The sequence below is a fragment of the Methylocystis sp. Uni0008 genome, assembly GCF_056838045.1.
The window spans coordinates 671,318-691,174 of record NZ_CM166370.1 but is presented as its reverse complement, the minus strand read 5'-3'; the positions used below and the strand labels follow the sequence as shown (position 1 = coordinate 691,174).

The 19,857-nt window shown below is 64.0% G+C and carries 25 protein-coding genes; 13 read left to right on the top strand and 12 right to left on the bottom strand.

Annotation, left to right across the window (positions count from 1 at the left end):
• The first annotated feature begins 129 nt into the window (after positions 1 to 129).
• Positions 130 to 1,218 carry a DNA-processing protein DprA gene (gene dprA, locus AC0X69_RS03470; RefSeq protein WP_482613299.1) on the top strand — a complete coding sequence of 363 codons (1,089 nt, stop codon included), beginning with the start codon at positions 130 to 132 and terminating at the stop codon, positions 1,216 to 1,218.
• Position 1,219: 1 nt separating this feature from the next.
• On the opposite strand, the gene AC0X69_RS03465 is transcribed toward dprA, so the two are convergent.
• The gene (locus AC0X69_RS03465; RefSeq protein ID WP_482611324.1) at positions 1,220 to 1,465 is read right to left on the bottom strand and encodes a hypothetical protein; all 246 of its coding nucleotides are present in this window, start codon (positions 1,463 to 1,465) and stop codon (positions 1,220 to 1,222) included.
• Between the two features lie 134 nt (positions 1,466 to 1,599).
• The gene (ruvX, locus tag AC0X69_RS03460) at positions 1,600 to 2,064 is read right to left on the bottom strand and encodes a Holliday junction resolvase RuvX (RefSeq protein ID WP_482613298.1); all 465 of its coding nucleotides are present in this window, start codon (positions 2,062 to 2,064) and stop codon (positions 1,600 to 1,602) included.
• Between the two features lie 152 nt (positions 2,065 to 2,216).
• Between ruvX and gatC the strand changes: the two genes are divergently transcribed.
• From gatC to AC0X69_RS03445, 3 genes are read left to right on the top strand one after another with little or no spacing between them, the layout of a single operon-like run.
• Positions 2,217 to 2,504, top strand: coding sequence for an Asp-tRNA(Asn)/Glu-tRNA(Gln) amidotransferase subunit GatC (gene gatC / locus AC0X69_RS03455; protein ID WP_482611322.1), 288 nt, complete (start codon positions 2,217 to 2,219; stop codon positions 2,502 to 2,504).
• 54 nt (positions 2,505 to 2,558) lie between these two features.
• Positions 2,559 to 4,052: an Asp-tRNA(Asn)/Glu-tRNA(Gln) amidotransferase subunit GatA gene (gene gatA / locus AC0X69_RS03450; protein WP_482611320.1), complete on the top strand. Its 1,494-nt coding sequence runs from the start codon at positions 2,559 to 2,561 to the stop codon at positions 4,050 to 4,052.
• On the top strand, positions 4,049 to 4,432 hold the full coding sequence (locus AC0X69_RS03445; RefSeq protein ID WP_482611318.1) for a chorismate mutase: 384 nt from the start codon (positions 4,049 to 4,051) through the stop codon (positions 4,430 to 4,432). The genes gatA and AC0X69_RS03445 overlap by 4 nt, the downstream gene beginning before the upstream one ends.
• Here the strand turns inward: AC0X69_RS03445 and AC0X69_RS03440 are convergent.
• Positions 4,399 to 4,731 (bottom strand): hypothetical protein, encoded by a 333-nt coding sequence (locus AC0X69_RS03440; protein ID WP_482613297.1) that lies wholly within the window; start codon positions 4,729 to 4,731, stop codon positions 4,399 to 4,401. The two genes, AC0X69_RS03445 and AC0X69_RS03440, sit on opposite strands and share 34 nt — an antisense overlap.
• Before the next feature lie 86 nt (positions 4,732 to 4,817).
• Here AC0X69_RS03440 and gatB point away from each other — a divergent pair, with 86 nt between their 5' ends.
• Both gatB and AC0X69_RS03430 read left to right on the top strand, forming a co-directional pair.
• The gene (gene gatB, locus AC0X69_RS03435) at positions 4,818 to 6,287 is read left to right on the top strand and encodes an Asp-tRNA(Asn)/Glu-tRNA(Gln) amidotransferase subunit GatB (protein ID WP_482611316.1); all 1,470 of its coding nucleotides are present in this window, start codon (positions 4,818 to 4,820) and stop codon (positions 6,285 to 6,287) included.
• Between the two features lie 660 nt (positions 6,288 to 6,947).
• On the top strand, positions 6,948 to 7,250 hold the full coding sequence (locus tag AC0X69_RS03430) for a hypothetical protein (protein WP_482611314.1): 303 nt from the start codon (positions 6,948 to 6,950) through the stop codon (positions 7,248 to 7,250).
• Between the two features lie 167 nt (positions 7,251 to 7,417).
• Here the strand turns inward: AC0X69_RS03430 and AC0X69_RS03425 are convergent, their stop codons facing one another.
• Positions 7,418 to 7,885 (bottom strand): hypothetical protein, encoded by a 468-nt coding sequence (locus tag AC0X69_RS03425; RefSeq protein WP_482611312.1) that lies wholly within the window; start codon positions 7,883 to 7,885, stop codon positions 7,418 to 7,420.
• Between the two features lie 130 nt (positions 7,886 to 8,015).
• On the opposite strand from AC0X69_RS03425, the gene hemB reads away from it, so the two are divergent.
• A complete protein-coding gene (gene hemB / locus AC0X69_RS03420) occupies positions 8,016 to 9,041 on the top strand; it encodes a porphobilinogen synthase (RefSeq protein WP_482611310.1) in 1,026 nt (341 codons plus the stop codon).
• 34 nt (positions 9,042 to 9,075) lie between these two features.
• Here hemB and AC0X69_RS03415 read toward each other — a convergent pair whose 3' ends face one another.
• Complete coding sequence (locus tag AC0X69_RS03415; protein ID WP_482611308.1) at positions 9,076 to 9,516, bottom strand: PA2169 family four-helix-bundle protein; 441 nt, start codon at positions 9,514 to 9,516, stop codon at positions 9,076 to 9,078.
• Positions 9,517 to 9,745: 229 nt separating this feature from the next.
• On the opposite strand from AC0X69_RS03415, the gene AC0X69_RS03410 reads away from it, so the two are divergent.
• Together AC0X69_RS03410 and pyk are read left to right on the top strand one after the other, a co-directional pair.
• On the top strand, positions 9,746 to 10,165 hold the full coding sequence (locus tag AC0X69_RS03410) for a DUF1036 domain-containing protein (protein WP_482611306.1): 420 nt from the start codon (positions 9,746 to 9,748) through the stop codon (positions 10,163 to 10,165).
• Positions 10,166 to 10,188: 23 nt separating this feature from the next.
• Positions 10,189 to 11,631, top strand: a complete 1,443-nt coding sequence (pyk, locus tag AC0X69_RS03405) for a pyruvate kinase (RefSeq protein ID WP_482611304.1) — start codon at positions 10,189 to 10,191, stop codon at positions 11,629 to 11,631.
• On the opposite strand, the gene AC0X69_RS03400 is transcribed toward pyk, so the two are convergent.
• The 3 genes from AC0X69_RS03400 to AC0X69_RS03390 form a co-directional block, all read right to left on the bottom strand.
• Positions 11,628 to 11,840, bottom strand: a complete 213-nt coding sequence (locus tag AC0X69_RS03400) for a cold-shock protein (RefSeq protein ID WP_482611302.1) — start codon at positions 11,838 to 11,840, stop codon at positions 11,628 to 11,630. The genes pyk and AC0X69_RS03400 overlap by 4 nt on opposite strands.
• 188 nt (positions 11,841 to 12,028) lie before the next feature.
• Positions 12,029 to 12,508, bottom strand: a complete 480-nt coding sequence (locus tag AC0X69_RS03395; RefSeq protein ID WP_482611300.1) for a GNAT family N-acetyltransferase — start codon at positions 12,506 to 12,508, stop codon at positions 12,029 to 12,031.
• A complete protein-coding gene (locus tag AC0X69_RS03390) occupies positions 12,505 to 13,296 on the bottom strand; it encodes an inositol monophosphatase family protein (RefSeq protein WP_482611298.1) in 792 nt (263 codons plus the stop codon). The genes AC0X69_RS03395 and AC0X69_RS03390 overlap by 4 nt, the downstream gene beginning before the upstream one ends.
• Before the next feature lie 550 nt (positions 13,297 to 13,846).
• Here AC0X69_RS03390 and rcdA point away from each other — a divergent pair.
• Positions 13,847 to 14,383, top strand: a complete 537-nt coding sequence (gene rcdA, locus AC0X69_RS03385) for a protease adaptor protein RcdA (RefSeq protein WP_482611296.1) — start codon at positions 13,847 to 13,849, stop codon at positions 14,381 to 14,383.
• 50 nt (positions 14,384 to 14,433) lie between these two features.
• On the opposite strand, the gene rpmE is transcribed toward rcdA, so the two are convergent.
• Entirely contained in the window at positions 14,434 to 14,664 is a 231-nt protein-coding gene (gene rpmE / locus AC0X69_RS03380; RefSeq protein WP_482611294.1) for a 50S ribosomal protein L31, read from the bottom strand.
• A 169-nt stretch (positions 14,665 to 14,833) separates the two neighbouring features.
• On the opposite strand from rpmE, the gene AC0X69_RS03375 reads away from it, so the two are divergent.
• Positions 14,834 to 15,769 (top strand): homocysteine S-methyltransferase family protein, encoded by a 936-nt coding sequence (locus tag AC0X69_RS03375; protein WP_482611292.1) that lies wholly within the window; start codon positions 14,834 to 14,836, stop codon positions 15,767 to 15,769.
• A 4-nt stretch (positions 15,770 to 15,773) separates the two neighbouring features.
• Here the strand turns inward: AC0X69_RS03375 and cpdR are convergent, their stop codons facing one another.
• Positions 15,774 to 16,148 carry a cell cycle two-component system response regulator CpdR gene (gene cpdR / locus AC0X69_RS03370; RefSeq protein WP_482611290.1) on the bottom strand — a complete coding sequence of 125 codons (375 nt, stop codon included), beginning with the start codon at positions 16,146 to 16,148 and terminating at the stop codon, positions 15,774 to 15,776.
• 182 nt (positions 16,149 to 16,330) lie between these two features.
• On the opposite strand from cpdR, the gene AC0X69_RS03365 reads away from it, so the two are divergent.
• Complete coding sequence (locus AC0X69_RS03365; RefSeq protein ID WP_482611288.1) at positions 16,331 to 17,290, top strand: N-formylglutamate amidohydrolase; 960 nt, start codon at positions 16,331 to 16,333, stop codon at positions 17,288 to 17,290.
• Between the two features lie 33 nt (positions 17,291 to 17,323).
• Positions 17,324 to 18,136, top strand: a complete 813-nt coding sequence (hisN, locus tag AC0X69_RS03360; RefSeq protein WP_482611286.1) for a histidinol-phosphatase — start codon at positions 17,324 to 17,326, stop codon at positions 18,134 to 18,136.
• A gap of 71 nt (positions 18,137 to 18,207) precedes the next feature.
• Here hisN and AC0X69_RS03355 read toward each other — a convergent pair whose 3' ends face one another.
• Together AC0X69_RS03355 and AC0X69_RS03350 are read right to left on the bottom strand one after the other, a co-directional pair.
• Positions 18,208 to 19,155: an alpha/beta fold hydrolase gene (locus AC0X69_RS03355; RefSeq protein ID WP_482611284.1), complete on the bottom strand. Its 948-nt coding sequence runs from the start codon at positions 19,153 to 19,155 to the stop codon at positions 18,208 to 18,210.
• A 77-nt stretch (positions 19,156 to 19,232) separates the two neighbouring features.
• Positions 19,233 to 19,799, bottom strand: coding sequence for a TlpA family protein disulfide reductase (locus AC0X69_RS03350; protein ID WP_482611282.1), 567 nt, complete (start codon positions 19,797 to 19,799; stop codon positions 19,233 to 19,235).
• Positions 19,800 to 19,857: the final 58 nt, after the last annotated feature.

The window sequence follows — 19,857 nt, the reverse complement described above, 5'->3', positions numbered from 1 at the left end:
ACTTGAAAACGCGACTTCTGGCAACCGCCTATGAACAGCGGCGGACAAAATAGAAATTAAGCAGCTGATTTAATTAAAAATATTTGAACGCTGGCAATCTTACGCGGCCAATAGTGCGGCGGACGGACCATCCGCATCGCCACGCGTGAGGAAGCGCTGCGCGAGATAGAGGCGGCGCGGGCGCTCAGCGTTCGTTTCGTCACCACCGGCGATCCCGACTATCCGCCGCTGCTGCGGGAAATTGCCGATGCGCCGCCGCTAATCGCAATGCGCGGCGTCGCATGGGCGGCGCAGCGCGACGGCGTCGCCATTGTCGGGTCGCGTAACGCGTCAGCGGCGGGTCTCGCCTTCGCCGAACGGCTCGCGCGCAGCCTCGCGCTCGAAAATTATGTGATCGTTTCTGGTCTCGCACGCGGCATTGACGCGGTGGCGCATCGCGCCACGCTCGAAACTGGAACGATCGCCGTGCTCGCGGGCGGCCATGCGCGTCCCTATCCGTCCGAGCATGCGCGGCTTGTCGAGGAGATCGCCGAGCGCGGGCTGATCGTCTCCGAAATGCCGATCGAATGGGAGCCGCGCGGCCGCGATTTTCCGCGGCGGAATCGGATCATTTCCGGACTGAGCCGCGCGACGATCGTCGTTGAGGCGGCGCGGCGTTCAGGTTCGCTGATCACCGCGCGGTTCGCCAATGAGCAGGGTCGCGAGGTTTTCGCCGTGCCGGGCTCTCCGCTCGATCCGCGCGCCGAGGGCGTCAATGATCTCATCCGTCAGGGGGCGACTCTATGCGCCCGGCCGGAGGACGTGATTTCGGTCCTTGCCGAAAACGCCGGCGCGCCGACGCGCAAGAATCTCTTCGACGACGACTCTCTCGAGGGGCAGGAAAGTCTGATTGACGAACTGGATCTTTTCTCCGCGGCCGACGACTCCGCGTTCAAGGAGAGAGCGGCTCCAGCGCGTTTTTCGGCGCCGAGCGCGCCCGTCGAGCGCAGCGCGGATCTTGATGCGTGCGTTCAGAGCGACGGGCCGCCGCAACGGGACGCGCATGAGATCATCGTTTCTTTGCTCGGGCCGACGCCGATTTCCGTCGACGATCTGATCCGCGTCGCCGGTCTGACGGCCCGCGAGGTGCAGGGGGTGCTGGTCGAACTCGACATCGAGGGACGCCTGCAGCGCCATGGCTCGAACAGCGTTTCCCTTGTATGCAATCAAAGGTTGTAGATCAGGCCGGGCGGTCGATCGAATAGCCGCCAAGCTCGCGCGCCCGCATATCCGCCTCGGCGCGCGCCAGGTTCAAAAAATAGCAGAGCATGGGCATGTCGCAGCGGCTGGCGAGTTTCGCCATTTCGTCCGCCATATCAGCGATATACGAGGCAATCGACGCCACTTCCTCGTTGTTCTGGGCGCTTTCCGCCGTCGTTGCGGGCGGCGCATTGGATGTTCTCTGAGAGGCGTCCGGCCGGGGCATCGCTGTAAGTCTCCACGGACCACGAGGCAGTTACGAATGAGTTAAACATCAGACTTTCTTATATTTTTCTTCCATCACCCCCATCCTGTGTCAAGAGCAAAATTCTATCGCAGGTTGTGGCTTCCCTGAGCAGGCTACAGTCTTTTCAGCCGATCAAGCGCCCCCTGTAGGATGTATGCCGCCGCCATACGGTCGACGACTTCAGCGCGTTTGGCGCGCGACGCGTCCTGGGCGATCAATTCGCGCGTCACCGCCGCTGTCGACAGCCGTTCGTCCCAGAAGGCGAAGGGCAGGGTCCCGAGCTTTGAAAGATTACGCATGAAAGCGCGCGTCGCCTGCGCGCGCGGGCCTTCCGTGCCGTCCATATTGAGCGGCAGTCCGGCCACAAAGGCGCAGACGTCGAAATCGGCCGCGCATTTAAGCAAGGCGGCGGCGTCTTGCGAAAACTTCACGCGCTGGATCGTATCGAGCGGCGAGGCAAGCCGCCGCTCAACGTCCGAAAGCGCCAACCCGATGGTCTTGGTCCCGAGATCCAACCCCATCAGCCGGCCCTTAGGCGGCAGAATCGCCGTCAATTCTTCAAGAGTCGTCGCGCGAATGGTCACCGCGCATCCGCTAACACGCCGTCGACGTTCGGGAAACTGCGCCGGTCCGAGCGTGCGGCTTTTTCCCCTCGGATTGGCTCCCATCATTGCGCCGCGAAAGTCCAGGCGCTATAGCGCCCGTCGAGACCTTTCTTGCGGAGCCTTAGATGTCCGTTGATTCCGCGACCGTCCGCCGGATCGCTCATCTCTCTCGCATCGCTATCGAGGACGGCGAAGTCGAGCGCCTGCGCGGCGAACTCAACGCTATCCTCGCGTTCGTCGAGACGCTGAGCGAAGTCGACGTTGACGGCGTCGAACCCCTGACCTCGGCGCTGCCGATGCAAATGAAGAAGCGCGCCGACGTCGTGACGGATGGCGGCATCGCAGAAAACATTCTCGCCAACGCTCCTGTGTGCGAGGATCACTATTTTGTCGTGCCCAAGGTGGTCGAATAGCGCCTTCCGCGCCGGCGCCGCGCGCATGCGGCGCTCTCAGACATAAAGGGACAAATGTCCGATCCCACGCATCTTACTTTGGCCGAGGCGCGCGACGCGCTCCAATCGAAACAGCTCTCCGCCGTCGAGCTGACGCAGGCGCACATCGCGGCGATCGAGAAGTCGCACGCGCTCAACTGCTTTATCACCGAGACGCCGGAACTCGCGCTGGCGCAGGCGCGCGAGAGCGACGCGCGAATTGCGCGCGGCGATGCGCGTCCGCTCGAAGGGCTGCCGCTCGGCATAAAGGATCTCTATTGTACTGACGGCGTGCGCACGACGGCGGCGAGCCGAATTCTCGACGACTTCACGCCGACATATGAATCCACCGTCTCCGCCAATCTGCTGCGTGACGGCGCGGCCACCTTGGGCAAACTCAATCTCGATGAATTCGCGATGGGCTCGTCGAACGAAACGAGCGCCTTCGGGCCGGTCGTTTCGCCCTGGCGGCGCGCCGGCGATCCGGGCGCGAAGATCGTGCCCGGCGGTTCGTCGGGCGGTTCGTCGGCGGCCGTGGCGGCGCATCTATGTCTTGGCGCCACCGCCACGGACACGGGCGGTTCGATCCGACAGCCGGCCGCCTTCACCGGCACGGTCGGCATCAAGCCGACTTACGGCCGCTGTTCGCGCTGGGGCATCGTCGCCTTCGCGTCGTCACTCGATCAGGCGGGTCCGATAACCCGCACGGTGCGCGACGCCGCGATCATGCTCAGATCGATGGCGGGTCACGATCCGAAAGACACGACGAGCGTCGATGCGCCGGTGCCGGATTATGAAGCAGCCGTTGGCGCATCGGTGAAGGGGCGTCGCATCGGCGTGCCGAAGGAATACCGGCTCGACGGCATGTCGGCCGAGATCGCAGCGTTGTGGGATCGGGGCGCCGCCTGGCTGAAGGACGCCGGCGCCGAGATCGTCGAAATCTCACTGCCGCATACGCGCTACGCCTTGCCCACTTATTATATTATCGCGCCGGCTGAGGCGTCCTCCAATCTCGCGCGCTACGACGGCGTGCGCTACGGTCGTCGCGAGCAGGGCCGCGACGTGATCGAGATGTACGAGAAGACGCGCGCCACGGGCTTCGGTCCCGAAGTGCGGCGGCGCATCATGATCGGCACTTACGTGCTCTCCGCCGGCTATTACGACGCCTATTACGTCCGCGCGCAGAAGGTTCGCAGCCTGATCAAGCGCGACTTTGACGAAGCCTTCGCGTCCGGGGTCGACGCGGTGCTGACGCCCGCGACGCCGTCGACGGCCTTCGCGCAGGGCGAGAAGGGCTCGGCGGATCCCGTCGAAATGTATCTCAACGACGTATTCACCGTTACTGTGAACATGGCCGGTCTGCCTGGCGTCGCCGTTCCAGGGGGCCTCGCCGCGAACGGCTTGCCGTTGGGGTTGCAGCTCGTCGGCAGAGCATTCGATGAAGAAACGCTGTTCTCTCTCGCCGCGGCGATCGAGCAGGCCGCGCCGAAGATCGAACTTCCGCAGCCGTGGTGGCGCGAGGGCCGATGATGACGACGACGGGCGCTGAGAAGGACGTTGCGGAACGCCCGCAGCAGGCGCTGCAGGATGAAATGTCGGACGTGCGCCGCTTGATCGACGAACTGGATGAGGAGCTGGTCGCGCTATTGGCGAAGCGCCAGCGGCAGATCGAGCGAGCGGCAAGGGTCAAACCCGCGCTTGGCATTCCCGCCAATGTGCCCGAGCGCGTCGACGAAGTGTTGGCGCATGTCCTCGGCGTCGCGCGCCGCGAGGGTCTTTCGGTCGAGGTCGCCATGAACCTTTGGCGCGCCTTGATCGACTGGTCGATCCAGTACGAAGAGCGGCTGATGGGCGATCGCGCGCCTAAGGGCGACTCTCAAACATCGTCCGACGGCGGCGCGTCCTCCTGAGTTCCGTCACGCGCTCTGCTTTTGACGCGGACGAAACCGTTCCGGATGGACCAGCGCAGGAACTTCAGCGACCACCAGTGAAAACGGCGCGCCAGCTTTTCGGCGCCTGGCGAGTGCGGGGCGAGGATCGCAAGACCCAAGGGAAACATCCAAACCCCGAAGACGGGCAGCGGCGCAAGAATGGTTCCGCCGAGGATCAGGCCGACGCCGACGGGAATGCTGACATAGCGCGGCGCGCCGCGCATACGATTGACAACGCCTTTCCGGCGGCATTCGTCAGAATTCCAGCGACTGGCCATCACCCACGCTTCTCCTCCGCCGCGTCGCCCGTTCCGCTCCCGTGAAGCGTGGTTTATATGGAATAACCAAGTTTAGCGAGGCAGATATGGCGATACAGGCGGCTCCCACCAAGCTCATCAAGGGCGCGACCGGCGACTGGGAAGTCGTGATCGGCATGGAGATTCATGCGCAGGTGACGAGCAACGCCAAGCTCTTCTCCGGCGCTTCCGCCGAATATGGCGGCGCGCCCAACGATCACGTCTCCCTCGTCGACGCCGCCATGCCGGGCATGCTGCCGGTGATCAACGAGGAATGCGTCAAACAGGCGGTGCGCACAGGGCTTGGCCTTGAGGCAAAGATCAACTTGCGCTCGGTCTTCGACCGGAAGAACTATTTCTATCCCGACCTGCCGCAGGGCTATCAGATTTCCCAGTACAAGCATCCGATCGTCGGCGAGGGCGCCGTCATCGTCGACGTGTCGCCGAGCGAACGCATCACCGTTGGCATCGAGCGTCTGCATCTGGAGCAGGACGCGGGCAAGTCGCTGCACGATCTGTCCGCGACGGAAAGCCACGTCGATCTCAACCGCAGCGGCGTCGCGCTGATGGAGATCGTCTCCAAGCCGGACATGCGTTCGGCCGAGGAGGCGCGCGCCTATGTATCGAAGCTGCGGACCATTTTGCGCTATATCGGCTCCTGCGACGGCAACATGGAGCAGGGCTCGTTGCGCGCCGACGTCAACGTCTCGGTCCGCCGCCCCGGCGAGCCGCTCGGCACGCGTTGCGAAATCAAGAACGTCAACTCCATCCGCTTCATCGGCCAGGCGATCGAAGTCGAGGCGCGCCGTCAGATCGGCATTCTCGAAGACGGCGGCGCGATCTCACAGGAGACACGGCTCTTTGATCCGGGCAGGGGAGAGACGCGGTCGATGCGCTCCAAGGAGGAAGCGCATGACTACCGCTACTTCCCCGATCCGGACCTGCTGCCGCTCGAATTCGACCAGGCCTATGTCGACGCGTTGAAGGCGCAACTGCCGGAGTTGCCGGACGCAAAGCGCGCGCGCTTCATCGAACAGTACGGCCTGCCGGCGTACGACGCCGGCGTGCTCGTGATGGAGCGCGCCGCCGCAGACTACTTTGAGGAGACGGCGAAGGGCCGTGACGCCAAGCTCGCGGCCAACTGGGTGATCAACGAATTGTTCGGCCGCCTCAACAAAGAGGGGCTCGACGTGACGCGCTCGCCAGTGTCGTCACAGGCCCTGGGCGCGATCATCGACCTCATCTCGCAGAACGTTATTTCCGGCAAGATCGCCAAGGATCTTTTCGAGATCGTCTGGACCGAAGGCGGCGATCCGAAGGAGATCGTCGAGGCGCGCGGCATGAAGCAGGTGACCGACACAGGCGCGATTGAAGCCGCCGTCGACGCCGTCATCGCCGCCAATCCGGACAAGGCGGAGCAGGCGAAGGCGAAGCCGACGATGCTCGGATGGTTTGTCGGACAGGTGATGAAGCAGACCGGCGGCAAGGCGAATCCGCAGTCGGTGAACGAGCTGCTCAAGCGCAAGTTGGGCGTCTGACGCGCGCTTTGCGCCGCTCAAACGAATCAGTTCGCGACGCGCGGTGCGCGATTCTTCTCGGACCGAAGGCGTCGCGAGCCGATTTTTTTTGATCCGGACACGCTGATCACAAAAATTTTTTTTCTCTCCGGACGCGCGCCGTCGCGCTTCCTCGCGGCGCGTATGCCGTCCGCCGCGCGCGACGCGCTTCGCCACTCAGCAGAGCTTCGATTGCGCGCCTGCGGCGCGCGCGCCCTGGCGTGATCAATCGTGCGTCGACATATTTCATCGCCAGCGATCGCGCGCGCGCGAACGACACGCAGTTGTTGGCGGATATAAAAACAAATCAAATAATTGAACGTCAGATGCAATGCGCTCGGCAACGTGCGTCTGCAGGTCCGGAAACCTCCCGCGGACCACTGTCGCCGACGAATCCAGCGCGTGTTCCGCGGCAATAAAACACGAGATGCAAACCTGTCGCGATAGTCTCGCTGAAGCGTTCGCGAAGCAGCTTCACGAACATTTTGCTTGTCGATCGACAGCGCTCAACATGCATCGTCATGCGTTGCGACGATCACTTCTGCGCGCCTAGCTCTTGAACGACTGATTAACCGCGTTACGCTATTTGCGCGTATTGTCGGTCGACCATAGTTCCGGCAATTCGGATCAAGGGGACTTATTATGGCGAGAGCTACAATCAAGCGTAAGCCGGCCAAGAAGGCGGCGGCGAAGAAAGGTGCGCGTAAAACCGCAAGGAAGGCTGCGACGAAGAAGTCGACGGCCAAGAAAGGCGCCCGCAAGGCTACGCGAAAGACCGCTGCGAAGAAGACGGCCCGCAAGGGCGTCCGCAAGGCGGCGACCAAGAAGCGCGCCGGTGCGAAGAAGGCAGGCGCCAAGAAGGGCGCTCGCAAGGCTACCGCGAAAAAGCGCGCTCCTCGAAAGGTGAAGACGTCTTCGCCGCCTGAATCGCCTGCGGGCATGTAAGCCGAAGCGCCTTCGCATGCGCGATCGTTATTGTCGCGTCATTGCGGTTGCGCGTCACGCACTCATCGCCCGGGGGCGAGCGTCGAGCGAGACGCATCCCGGGCGATAGTTTTCATTGTGCAGCGTATTTTAGCGGCGGCGCATTTGCTCCCCGCCGCGCCGAGCGCTCAGCGCGCCAGGCATTCGGTCGCGAAATCGCGCCACATCGGCAGTCCCTCTTTCGACTCCCGCTTCATCTGATCCCATTCCTCTGCGCATGCGCGCATCTTCTCTCGCGGCGCGCGTGGAAGGGCCGGCGGCGGCTGGCTCGTATCGACAGGCGGCGGCGCTTGCGGCGGCGAAAGCGACTCGCCGGCGGACGGCGCGGGCGAAGGCTTCGCGGTTGGCGGCGCCGGCGTTACGGCTGGAGGTCGCGCCGCGCTCGGCGCGCGAGTGGGCGGTTGCGGAACATCCTGTTGAGGCGAGGGCGTTCTCTGCTTTTGCTGCGTCGGGCCCGAACGCGCTCGGGTCGGCGGCGTCGGCGTCGCCGGCTTGACCTGCGCGAGCGGCGCGCTGGCTGCAAAAAGAGCGCCTGCCGCGATCGCGGCAGCTTGCGCCAAGCATCGCAAGGAGGAGTTGCGCGAGCTGATTTTCAATGGTTTTTCCTCGCGCAAGCGCAATGGCCGTCGATCCTCTATACCCTGAAGTCCGTTCGCGTCGAAAGCGGATGACGGGGATCACCCAAGGAGCGCGCGCATGTTAGCGAGCCGAGAAAGCGGAGGCGTCATGAAGGATGCACAAGGGCCTGTCGAAGCAGCGGCGCGGCTGAATTTGCTCCAGCGCCCTCGTCGGAACCGCAAGAGCGAATGGGCGCGCCGTCTCGTCCGGGAGAACGCGCTCGACGTCTCGGACCTGATCTGGCCGCTGTTTCTCATCGATGGAGCGGGCAAGCGCGAGCCGGTGTCCTCAATGCCCGGCGTGTTCCGCTATTCGGTCGACGCTGCCGTTGAAGCCGTCGCGGGCGCCGCCGCGCTCGGCGTGCCCGCGATTGCGCTCTTTCCCTACACCGATCCGGATCTGCGCGACGAAATGGCGAGCGCGGCGCTCGATCCGGAAAATCTCGTCTGTCGGGGCTGTCAGGCGATCAAGCGCGAGGTTCCCGACATCGGCGTCATCACCGATGTGGCGCTCGACCCCTACACCAGTCATGGGCATGACGGACTTCTCGTCGGCGACGAGATCGTCAACGACGCGACCGTCGCCGTGCTCGCGCGGCAGGCGGTCAGCCAGGCGCGCGCAGGCGCGGACATCATTGCGCCCTCCGACATGATGGACGGGCGCGTCGAAGCGATCCGCAACGCGCTCGATGCGGAGGGGTTCGAGAATGTTCAGATCATGAGCTACGCCGCGAAATACGCGTCGGCCTTTTACGGGCCGTTCCGCGATGCGATCGGCACGAGCAAGACGCTGAGAGGCGACAAGCGAACCTATCAAATGGATCCCGCCAATTCGGACGAGGCGCTGCGGGAGGTGGGGCTGGATCTCGAGCAGGGCGCCGACATGGTGATGGTGAAGCCGGGGATGCCCTATCTCGACATCGTGCGACGCGTCGTCGACGTCTATCACGCGCCGACGTTCGCCTATCAGGTGTCTGGCGAATACGCGATGATCACTGCTGCGGCGCAGAACGGCTGGATCGACGGGGATCGCGCCATGCTCGAAAGTCTGCTGGCGTTCAAGCGCGCGGGCGCTTCCGGCGTGCTGACCTATTTTGCGGTCCGCGCCGCGCAGGCGTTGCAAGAAAGAAAGTGACGCGGCGCGCGTCACTCCTTTCAACGCTAGTTTATCACGCGGCGTCGCGCAGGCTGCGCACGCGATCGTGATTTTCCTTCACGCCCTGGTATTGGCGCTGGACCATGGATCGGATTTCCGGAGGCAGAGGCTGCGCGATGGCGTGCTGATAGGCGTCTTTCGCCGCGTCCTCGCCGCGCTCGACTTCCTCCAACACCGCACGCTCCGAACGGCTTGTCAGCGCGGCCTTGAGATTCGTCCAGGCGCGGTGCATCGCGCCGGTCATGGAGCCGCTCCTCGAAGGGTCGCCGCCCAAGCTGGCAATCCTGGATTCGAGTTCCTTCGCGCCTTCCGCGCAGCGCGCGGCCGCCGTACGAAACACAGCCTTCAGCGTTGGGTTTTCGACGTCTTCCGCAGCCGCAAGAAATCCCTGTTCGCCATCGCGGCTTATTTCGGCGAGCTCGTTCAGGGTGGTGATGACTTCAGACTTTTCCATCTTCCTGTCCTCCCGGGGACGCCAGCGCGTCCGGGTCCTAAACAATAGGCCGATTGCTTTGTTCCGGGCGTGAGAGGCGTTGCGACGGCGAAGCGCCGAACGAGCGGCGAAGCTGCGCCGTCGCGGGGTGGACAAAGGCCCGCAGGCGTGGTTTGCAGGGATCGCCTGCTGTGCCGCGTCGCGTGCGCCAGCAGCCGATCTTCAGCCCCCTCCAGGCATCGCTAAAGATATGATTCGACGCGCCGTTCCTTTTGTCGCACTTGCGCTCTGCGCCGCCGCGCCGGCGCGCGCCGACTTTCGACTGTGCAACAACACAAGCGCACGGGTCAGCGTCGCCATCGCGTACACGGACGGGCGCAACTGGTTGTCGGAGGGCTGGTGGAACCTTCGGCCGAGCGTTTGCGAAACGCTTCTGCGCGGTCCCCTCGCGGCGCAATATTATTATGTCTACGCGATGGACGAGCGCGGCGGCGAGTGGAAGGGCAAGGCGTTCATGTGCACGCGTGATCGGGAATTCCGTATCGACGGGCGGGAGGACTGTTTCGCGCGCGGTTTCGACCGCACGGGTTTCTTCGAGATCGACACGGGACGGGATGCGAAGAGCTGGACGGTCCAGCTCACCGATCCCAACGCCGCGCCGGCGCAATAACTCAGTTCAGGAACATCTTCATCATGAGAAGGTCGCGGCGCGTCAAGATCATCGCAACGCTTGGACCGGCGACGGTCGACAAGGCGGTCATCGCGGGCCTCGTGCGCGCCGGGGCCGACGTTTTCCGCATCAACATGAGCCATACGGATCATGCCGGGCTCGCGAGCTATGTGCGCATGATCCGCGAGATCGAGAGCGACATGTCCCGCGCGATCGCTGTGCTTGTCGACCTCCAGGGGCCGAAACTGCGGATCGGCGCCTTCGAGGAAGGCTCCGTGCATCTGCGCAAGGGCGACGTCTTTGTTTTCGACAGCAATCCGAAGCCCGGCGACGCCACCCGCGTGCGCTTGCCGCATCCCGAGATTCTCGCGGCGCTCAAGGTCAATGATTCGATCCTCATCGACGATGGCCGCGTGCGGCTGCATGTCGTCGAGACGTCTCCGGAGCGGGCGCACGCCGTGGTCGATGTCGCCGGACGACTCTCGAACCGCAAAGGCGTAAGCCTGCCGGATACGGAAATTCCGATCACCTCCATGACCAACAAGGATCGCGCCGATCTGGACGCCGCGCTGAAGGAGCGCGTCGACTGGGTTGCGATCTCCTTCGTCCAGCGTCCCGAGGACGTCCTTGAAGTGAAGCAGATCACGCAGGGCCAGGCGCTGGTCATGGCGAAGATCGAGAAGCCTCAGGCGATTTCGAGGCTGGAGGAGGTGATCGAAGTTTCCGACGCGCTGATGGTGGCGCGTGGCGACCTTGGCGTCGAAGTGCCGCTCGAGCGCGTCCCCGGCCTGCAGAAACGCATCAACCGTTCGGCGCGACGGTTGGGCAAGCCCGTCGTCATCGCGACTCAGATGCTCGAATCGATGATCCTGTCGCCGCTGCCGACGCGCGCGGAAGTGTCTGACGTCGCGACCGCCGTGTTCGAAGGCGCCGACGCGGTCATGCTGTCCGCCGAAAGCGCCGCGGGCCAGTACCCGCACGAAGCCGTCGCGACGATGAGTCGGATCGCGGAAGAGGTCGAGACGGACGCGATCTATCGTTCGATCATTAACGCCCAGCGCGGCGAACTGCCGAATCCGACGTCGGCCGACGCGATCGCCGTCGCCGCCCGCGACGTCGCGCAGACGCTTCACTCGAAGGCGGTCATCGCCTGGACGTCATCGGGCTCGACGGCGCTGCGCATCGCGCGGGAGCGTCCTCAGTCGCCAATCCTCGCCCTGACGCCGAAGCGCGACACCGCGCGTCGCCTGGCGCTCGTCTGGGGGGTACATGCGCTCGAAACGCGCGACGCCGTCGACATCGAAGACATGGTCGGGCGCGCCTGCGAATATTCGGAGAGCGAGGGGTTCGGCGGCCCCGGCGATCGGGTCATCATCGTGGCCGGCATGCCTTTCGGCACGCCGGGCGCAACGAACATGATCCGAATCGCGCATCTTGGCGAGCAGCGCCAAGGGACCGAAAATTAGTCCTGCAGCTGCAGCTTGTCGGCAGAAGATTTGCCGCTGCGCTTGTCCACGACCATTTCATAGGCGAGCTTCTGGCCTTCAGCGAGCCCGTCCAGCCCGGCGCGCTCCACGGCGCTGATATGAACGAAGACGTCCTGTCCGCCGGAATCCGGCTGAATGAATCCGAAGCCCTTCTGCGCATTGAACCATTTAACGACGCCTGTCGGCATGGCTTTCCCTTTCAAGATGGCATGGAACGCTGCAGGATAGCTGCGCTCTTCTCGGTCAGTCGAAGCTTTGGGGAAGGTCAGGCGCCGCGCGTCTTGAGACGAGAGAGCAAGATCGTTCGGCCGAAACTCGATTGCGCGATCATATTATAGGGCGAGGAACCCGATGGAAACCCGCCCGTCGAGAATTGTCATTCGACCTCCGGCCGCCATTCCATCACGATGGTTTCGCGGCCCGACAGGGTGTTGGCGCCACGCCCGACGCGGGCGAATCCGTCACGCTCGTAGAAGCGGATGGCGCGCGCATTGTCCGCATTGACGTCGAGACGGATAAGCTTTGGCGAGACCGTTCTTGCGGCCGACAGGAGGGATGCGCCAAATCCCGCGCCGAAACGGTCCGGAGCGACGCAAATCTGATCGAGCCAGCCGTCCGCGGGGTTGATCACGACGAAGCCGGCAAGCGTCGACCGCTCGTCGAACAGGCAAAGCGTCACAGCACCCTCTGCTTCCAGGTCTTGAACGTGGCGCACGAGCCATTCCCGGCGCTGCTCAAAATCGATCTCGGGATAGGTCGCGCGCCAGGACGCGACCCAGACATCGAGAATCGACGGCCAGTCCTGGTCCACGCGCGCGCGCAGACTGAGCGACGCACGGGGACGCGCGGCGTTCACGCCTTTCTCATCAGGTCGAGCAGCTGGCGGTGTATCGTCTCGTTGCCGGCGCATATCTCGCCTTTCGCCAGCATGTCGGCGCCGCCCGAAAAGTCGCTGACGAAGCCGCCCGCTTCACGCACGAGCACGATTCCCGCCGCGACGTCCCAGGAGCTTATGCCGCGCTCCCAATAGCCGTCGAACCGTCCGCAGGCGACCATCGCGAGATCCAGCGCAGCGGCGCCCATTCGGCGAATGTTCGCGATCTTTCCCATGCCCGCCGCGAGTTCGCGTTTGAAGGACTCATGATCACGGGCGCGCGCGAGGGGCGGGATTCCACAGGCCACCATGGAGTCGCCGAGCGAGCGCCTTGCCGCGACGCGCATGCGGCGATTGTTGAAATAGGCGCCCTGACCGAGTTCGGCGACGAACATGTCGTCGGTCGCCGGATTGTAGACAAGGCCGGCGACGAGACGGTCTTCGCGCTCCAATCCGATGGAAACGGCGAAAACCGGGACTCCATGGAGGAAATTAGACGTGCCGTCGAGCGGATCGATCAGCCAGCGGTGGCTCTTGTCGGAGCCCTCGATCACGCCGCCCTCCTCGAGAACGAAGCCATAGCCGGGGCGCGCCTTCGACAGCTCTTCGAACAAGGTCTTTTCGGCGCGCTTGTCGGCTGCGGTGACGAAATCGCCGGGTCCTTTGACGGAAACCTGAAGATTTTCGACCTCCCCGAAGTCACGCTTAAGGCCGCGGCCTGCTTTCAGCGCGGCGGCGGTCATCACATTCATCAGGGCGGAGCGAATCATTCTGAAGAGCCTAGGGGAGGGTTGCGGAAGGTTCTGAGCGTCTGCGTGCGGCGAGAGGTTCCAACCGGACGCGGAGGCTGTTCAAATGCGATAGTTTTCGCCGCAGGGCCAGTACCTTTTTGGCTTTGTCGACAGAGCGTTGCGCCGCCACGATGGCTCGCGGCTGGCGATCCGGTTCCCCGATGCTGGCGCGCGGCTCAAGAGCGCTCGAGCCGAGCGGGGAAATGGAAATATCTCTATTTTAGGGACACGTAGACAGGAAATGTTCGGAGAATGGCCAGTTCGGCGCGCGCGTTAACCTTACATTAATAATTGTTATGGATCCTGAAGATGTCCCTTCAGTGGGATGTCCGAGTGGCTTCTTCTCCACTCGTCCTTGATGCCTCCCTGTCAAGAAGCCTTGAGAGCCGCCGTCGCGGCTCTCTTTTTGTGCGCTCGGCGAGCGCTGCCCCGTTAAGGTTAAAGAAAGGCTAAGCGCGCGCCCTCGGGTCGCCTGCGTTACAGTTCACCCATGGAAGGCGCTGTCGCGTCGGATTTGCGTGAACGTCGTATGGCTCGAGTCAAAGGCAGCGCCGGAGAAAAGCAGCAGCAGCCGGTCTCTTTCATCGAGAGGCTCGCGGGCTCTGAAGGCTTTTGCGCCATGTTTCGCGAGGGCATGAGCCTCGTGGAGGAGGCGGCCTCCTATCTCGACGGCCCCGGACGCGTCGAGTCGAAAGCGCTCCCGCGGGCCGAGGCTCTCGCCTATGCCGCAGAGAGCATGCGGCTCACCACGCGGCTCATGCAGATTGCGTCCTGGCTGCTGCTGCAGCGGGCCGTGAATCAGGGTGAGCTGACGCGCCATCAGGCGGCGAGCAACCGGCATCGGGTCAAGCTTCGCGAACAGGAGCTGGCCTCGGCGCCCGACATATTCCAGCGGCTGCCGGAGCGGCTGCGCGAGCTTTCGCTGCAGTCGCTGCGCCTGCAGGCGCGGATCATTCATCTCGATCGGCTGATTTATGCGCCCGAGCCTGCGTCAGCAGCGCCGGCGCCCACGCCCAGCCCGGTCGAAGCGCAGATCGCGAGACTGCGCGCCGCTTTCGCCCAGTAATATCCTTCAGGCGAGCAACTGGAGGCGGCGGTTCTACCGCCGCCTTCTTTTTATTTCTTGCCGAACGAGAGATTGCCGAAGCGCGAGTTGAAGCGCGACAAACGTCCGCCGCGGTCGAGGAGCTGCGTTGAACCGCCGGTCCAGGCCGGATGCGTCTTGGGATCGATGTCGAGATTCATCGTATCCCCCTCCTTACCCCAGGTGGAGCGGGTCAGATACTCCGTGCCGTCCGTCATCACGACCTTGATGGTGTGATATTCGGGGTGGATGTCCTTTTTCATGAGCGATGCATCCTTCCTGGATTTAAACGGCTGAAAACCCCGCGCCGCAGCGGCGCCAGGTCGGCCGGTCGAAACAAGCGAATTTGCTGGCGCTGATAGCGCAATGCGGGCAAATGGGCAAGCTGGCCTGAGTGGCGACGCGCCGCCGCGCCACAAACGAGGATTGGAGATGTCCAGATACCGAGCGGATCTGCCGCAGCTGAAGCCCGGTCTCTTCGTCAGCGACGGCGGCATGGAAACGACGCTCATCTTCCATGAGGGCGTCGACCTGCCGCATTTCGCCTCTTTCGTCTTGTTCGAAAGCGATGAGGGGAGGGAGCGGCTGCGCGCCTATTACGAGCGTTACCTTGCGATCGCGCGCCGTCACCAGCGTGGCCTGATCCTGGACAGTCCGACGTGGCGGGCGAACCGCGACTGGGGCGCGAAGCTGGGCTATGACCCGTCGGGGTTGAAACGCATCAACGCGTTATCGATCGAGATGCTTGAAGGGCTCCGACAGGCCTGGGAGACGGAGCAAACGCCGGTCGTCGTCGCCGGCGTCATCGGTCCCCGCGGCGACGGCTACGCCGCCGGTCGGATGAGCGCCGCCGAAGCGGAAGACTATCACGCGCCGCAGATCGCGGCGTTCGCGGAGACGACCGCCGACATGGTGGCGGCGTATACTTTAAATTATGTCGAGGAGGCGATCGGGATTGCCAGGGCCGCCCGCGCGCTCGACATGCCCTGCTCGATCTCCTTCACGGTGGAGACGGACGGCAAGCTCGTCGGCGGCAGCAGCCTACGCGACGCGGTAGAGGCGGTGGATCGCGAGACCGACGCGGCGCCTGCCTATTACATGATCAATTGCGCGCATCCGACGCATTTCGAGCAGGCGCTCTCTGCCGACGCGCCCTGGATCAGACGGCTCGTCGGGATCAAGGCCAACGCCTCGACGAAAAGTCACGCTGAACTCGACGAATCGGAAACCCTCGACTCAGGCGATCCGATTGATCTTGGGCGCAGATATCGGAAGCTGCGCGAGACTTACACGGGTCTGCGCATTCTGGGCGGGTGTTGCGGGACGGACGACCGCCACATCGTGGCGATCTGCGAAGCCTGCGAATAGGCGATCAGGCCGCGAGCATCCTCTGCACCTCGGTGACGAGATCCCGCAGATGGAATGGCTTGGAAAGGATTTTCGCCTGCCGGGGCGCGTGACTGTCAGGATTGAGCGCCACGGCGGCGAATCCGGTGATGAACATGACCTTGATGTCGGGATCGAGTTCGGTCGCGCGGCGGGCGAGCTCGATGCCGTCCATCTCGGGCATCACGATGTCGGTCAGCAGAAGTTCGAAGGGTTCGACCCGGAGCTGATCGTATGCGGACAGCCCATTGTCGAATGAGGTGACTGAAAAACCGGCCTGCTGCAAAGCCTTGACCAGGAAACGCCGCATGTCGTTGTCGTCTTCCGCAAGCAGAATTCTTGCGGCCGGTATCTCAGTCATCGCCGTCCTCGCGTGTTTTTAGCCATATCGCCCGAGCTTCGTAAATTTCAGGTGAAACCAAGGTGGCGCCGCGTTAACGTAGCGCCCAATATAGCGTGAGGCGCCGTTCTTTTCGAGCGCCTGTCCGCTACGCCGGCGCTGGACTGAAGAAGGCCGCTGCTTCGCGGAAACGGGACGAACGAATGGTCGACGGCATGCGCGGGTGGCGCGAAACGAATGCGGCGGAGACGCCCTGCTGCGAGCCGGAATTCGAGCGCGCCTTCGACATCATCGAGCCTGACGCGCTTGCTTCGCCGCTGGTCTTTTCCTCGCCGCACTCGGGCCGGATCTATCCCGCGCGCTTTCTCGCCGCGACGCCGCTGGAGACGGCCACGCTCCGCCGATCGGAAGACGCCTATGTCGACGATCTGTTCGCCTCGGCCCCGGCCCTCGGGGCGCCGCTGCTGCGGGCGCGTTTTCCGCGCGCCTATCTCGACCTCAATCGCGAGCCTTATGAACTCGATCCCAAGCTCTTCGACGGCGCTTTGCCGTCCTTCGCCAACACGCGGTCGTTGCGCGTCGCGGCGGGGCTGGGGACGATCCCGCGAGTCGTCGCCGACGCCCGGGAAATCTATGAAAGGCGCCTGGGGCTCGACGAGGGTTTGCGCCGTATCGACAGCCTCTACAAACCCTACCATGCGGCGTTGCGCGGTTTGATGGAGCGCGCCGCGAGCCGTTTCGGCGTCGCCGTGCTGATCGACTGTCATTCGATGCCGTCGACCGGCGCGCGCGATCCCCTCGCGTCGGCGCGGGGCGACAAGCGGCGAATCGATTTCGTCATCGGCGACCGCTATGGCGCCAGCGCCTCGACCGGACTCGTTGACGTCGTCGAGGATCGGCTGCGCGGGCGCGGCTATCATGTCATGCGCAATCGCCCTTACGCCGGGGGCTTCATCACCGAGCATTACGGCAAGCCCGCCGCCGGCTGGCACGCCCTACAGATCGAAGTGTCGCGCGGTCTTTACATGGATGAGTCTACGCTCCAGAAGAATGAGCGCTTCGACGCCGTCGCCCGCGACCTCGCGGACGTCATGGCGGCGGTCGCGCGCCATGAAAACTTGGGCGAGATTTTGAGCGGCGAGCGGCGGGCGGCGGCCGAGTAGCTGGGCGCTCGACGCGCCCCGCCTGGAGCTGGCATGACCGCCGTTGATTTCGAGAAATTCGTTGAGCGCCTCGCCGACGTTTCGGCGGAAGCCATCATGCCCTTCTTCAGGACGGCGCTCGCCGCGGACGACAAGGCGCATGGCGGCGCCTTCGACCCCGTCACGGAAGCGGACCGCGCCGCCGAACTCGCCATGCGGCGCCTGATCGAGCTGACGTTTCCCGACCACGGCGTCTTTGGCGAGGAATTCGGGCCGCTGCGCGAAGACGCCGAATATGTCTGGGTGCTCGATCCGATAGACGGCACCAAGAGTTTCATCTGCGGCATCCCCCTGTGGGGCACTCTGATCGGCCTCACGCATCGCGGGCGCCCCTGCTATGGGCTGATGAGCCAGCCTTTCACGCGCGAGCGCTTCTTCGGCGACGGCGAGGCCGCCTATTGGCGTGGACCAGGGCGGGGCGAGCAGGGCGCGCACGGCCGTCTCGAGACGCGCAAGATCGCGACCCGCCGCTGTCCGAAACTCGCGCAGGCGACGCTGATGACGACGTCGCCGCTGCTGATCGATCCGGCGCTGCGCGAAGACTTCCAGCGTGTGGAGCGCGAGGCGCGGCTGTCGCGCTACGGCGGCGACTGCTACGCCTATTGCGTGCTCGCCGCCGGCCATGTCGACCTCGTCGTCGAGACCAATCTGCAACCCTACGACATCGTTGCGCTCATCCCGATCATCGAGGGCGCGGGCGGCGTGGTGACGACCTGGAGCGGCGGCCCCGCCGCCCAGGGCGGCGCGATCGTCGCCGCGGGCGATCCTGCGCTGCACGGAGAAGCGTTAAAGCTGCTCGGCGGTTAGATCACGCCGCATTCGGGCGCAATCGCCAAAATGCCGATAGGCGATCGACCCTAAGAAGTTTGAAGCGCGTGCTACGCGACGTGCGCTTCGCCGGGAATAAAGGCATCGAATCCGCGCCAGAACTGGGCGCGGAATTCATCGCGCTCCATCATGAGTTCATGCTTGGCGCCGGGCACCATCGCGAGAGCGCCGCTGTTGAGATTTTGCGCGAACCGCTCGATGGCGGCGTTCGACACGATCATCTCGCGTCCGCAGCCGAACATCAGAATGGCGGGGCGAATTCTTCGCGCATAGTCGGGCGATTCGAAGCCCCTCATGAGCCGGAACGCGGCGTTGACCCAGCCAATGGTCGGATCGCCGATGGCGAGCTGCGGCGCTGCTCTGAGAATCGCCGCGTTGCGTTCGAAACGAACCGGATCAGTGGTCAGCAAATTGCCCTCGAAGGGCTTCTCGATGAAAGAAGCGCCGGTCCCGCCCGGAATGTACATGCCGCCAAATCCGCACATGTCGAGCGTGTCGGCGAGCCAGCGCGCCCCGCGCGGGAAGCGCAGATTGGCGAGATCGATCATCGGAGCGGTCAGCACGAAGCGCTGGAACGGCGTTCTTCCCGAATGCGCCGCGTCGAGCAGGATGGCCGCGCCCATCGAATGGGCGAGGGCGAACCAGGGCTGCGGCCGATCGCTCAACACCTGAGAGATGAAAACTTCGAGATCGCGCTGATATTGCGAGAAGTCGTCGATATGCCCCTTGCGCGGATCGGCGAGTTCGCGCTCCGATCCGGCCTGCCCGCGCCAGTCGAGCGCGACGACGTCGAGGCGGCGCTTGCGCAACTCCTCGATCGTCTCGAAATATTTTTCAATGAATTCATTGTGGCCCTGAAACAGCGCCACGGTGCCGCGCGCCCTGCCGCTGCAGGGAAAAGCGGCGGCGCGCAATCGGCGTCCATCGCGCGTCTTCAGGATGTAGACGGCGGCGCGCTCGGGGACGGGGTTGCCGGGCGACGCGACAAGTTCTCGCATGGGGTCTCCTCGGCGCTCCAGAGCCGAATCTTCGCGCGAAGATAATGCATTTTGGCGACGAGGCCGAACGGCCCGGTTTAATCGGCGCAGAAGGCCGTGAGACGCTGGGGTTCCGTGAAATCCAGTCTGCCGTTGACAATGGCGTCGACCCGTCCGGAAGCGCCGATCAGATAATGCAGCGGGGTGACCACGCCGCCGTCGGCCGTGGCGCCGTAGAACGCCCGCGCGCTCCTGGCCTTCGCCACATCGGTTTTCGTCGAATCGCCCACGCGAAAGATCTTCCAGGGCAGGCCGTAGCTTTTGAACTTCGCCTGGTCCTTGGCGTAGTCGCTCGCGCGCGCCGAGACGAAGACGATGTTCCAGCGATCCTGGCAGGCGGCGGCGATCGCCTTGAAGCCCTTCATTTCGGCGAGGCAATTCGGGCACCAATGCGCCCACAGGCTCACGAGCGTCGGCCGGCCGTTCGCCATCAGCGCGCGCAGATCGAGCGGCGCGCCATTTACGCCGACGAGATCGATCTCCCGCAGCGAGGCCTTCATCTCGTCCTCGGTGACCGCGCGCGGCGCGTCGGTCCCGATGATCTCGGCGCGCGCTGACGCGAGGCAGGCGCAAAGCAGGACGGTCGCAAGTAGAGATCGCCGCATCATCAGCATCCAAAAAGGAAGGCGGCGCCAGACGCGCCGCCTCCATGATAGACGTTCC

What these genes read in the sequence shown, in the direction of transcription:
- AC0X69_RS03465 (WP_482611324.1), bottom strand. Translation starts at nt 1,465, where the DNA reads ATGCCCCGGCCGGACGCCTCTCAGAGAACATCCAATGCGCCGCCCGCA.
- gatC (WP_482611322.1), top strand. Translation starts at nt 2,217, where the DNA reads ATGTCCGTTGATTCCGCGACCGTCCGCCGGATCGCTCATCTCTCTCGC.
- gatA (WP_482611320.1), top strand. Translation starts at nt 2,559, where the DNA reads ATGTCCGATCCCACGCATCTTACTTTGGCCGAGGCGCGCGACGCGCTC.
- AC0X69_RS03445 (WP_482611318.1), top strand. Translation starts at nt 4,049, where the DNA reads ATGATGACGACGACGGGCGCTGAGAAGGACGTTGCGGAACGCCCGCAG.
- AC0X69_RS03440 (WP_482613297.1), bottom strand. Translation starts at nt 4,731, where the DNA reads ATGGCCAGTCGCTGGAATTCTGACGAATGCCGCCGGAAAGGCGTTGTC.
- gatB (WP_482611316.1), top strand. Translation starts at nt 4,818, where the DNA reads ATGGCGATACAGGCGGCTCCCACCAAGCTCATCAAGGGCGCGACCGGC.
- AC0X69_RS03430 (WP_482611314.1), top strand. Translation starts at nt 6,948, where the DNA reads ATGGCGAGAGCTACAATCAAGCGTAAGCCGGCCAAGAAGGCGGCGGCG.
- hemB (WP_482611310.1), top strand. Translation starts at nt 8,016, where the DNA reads ATGAAGGATGCACAAGGGCCTGTCGAAGCAGCGGCGCGGCTGAATTTG.
- AC0X69_RS03415 (WP_482611308.1), bottom strand. Translation starts at nt 9,516, where the DNA reads ATGGAAAAGTCTGAAGTCATCACCACCCTGAACGAGCTCGCCGAAATA.
- AC0X69_RS03410 (WP_482611306.1), top strand. Translation starts at nt 9,746, where the DNA reads ATGATTCGACGCGCCGTTCCTTTTGTCGCACTTGCGCTCTGCGCCGCC.
- pyk (WP_482611304.1), top strand. Translation starts at nt 10,189, where the DNA reads ATGAGAAGGTCGCGGCGCGTCAAGATCATCGCAACGCTTGGACCGGCG.
- AC0X69_RS03400 (WP_482611302.1), bottom strand. Translation starts at nt 11,840, where the DNA reads ATGCCGACAGGCGTCGTTAAATGGTTCAATGCGCAGAAGGGCTTCGGA.
- AC0X69_RS03390 (WP_482611298.1), bottom strand. Translation starts at nt 13,296, where the DNA reads ATGATTCGCTCCGCCCTGATGAATGTGATGACCGCCGCCGCGCTGAAA.
- rcdA (WP_482611296.1), top strand. Translation starts at nt 13,847, where the DNA reads ATGGCTCGAGTCAAAGGCAGCGCCGGAGAAAAGCAGCAGCAGCCGGTC.
- rpmE (WP_482611294.1), bottom strand. Translation starts at nt 14,664, where the DNA reads ATGAAAAAGGACATCCACCCCGAATATCACACCATCAAGGTCGTGATG.
- AC0X69_RS03375 (WP_482611292.1), top strand. Translation starts at nt 14,834, where the DNA reads ATGTCCAGATACCGAGCGGATCTGCCGCAGCTGAAGCCCGGTCTCTTC.
- cpdR (WP_482611290.1), bottom strand. Translation starts at nt 16,148, where the DNA reads ATGACTGAGATACCGGCCGCAAGAATTCTGCTTGCGGAAGACGACAAC.
- AC0X69_RS03365 (WP_482611288.1), top strand. Translation starts at nt 16,331, where the DNA reads ATGGTCGACGGCATGCGCGGGTGGCGCGAAACGAATGCGGCGGAGACG.
- hisN (WP_482611286.1), top strand. Translation starts at nt 17,324, where the DNA reads ATGACCGCCGTTGATTTCGAGAAATTCGTTGAGCGCCTCGCCGACGTT.
- AC0X69_RS03355 (WP_482611284.1), bottom strand. Translation starts at nt 19,155, where the DNA reads ATGCGAGAACTTGTCGCGTCGCCCGGCAACCCCGTCCCCGAGCGCGCC.
- AC0X69_RS03350 (WP_482611282.1), bottom strand. Translation starts at nt 19,799, where the DNA reads ATGCGGCGATCTCTACTTGCGACCGTCCTGCTTTGCGCCTGCCTCGCG.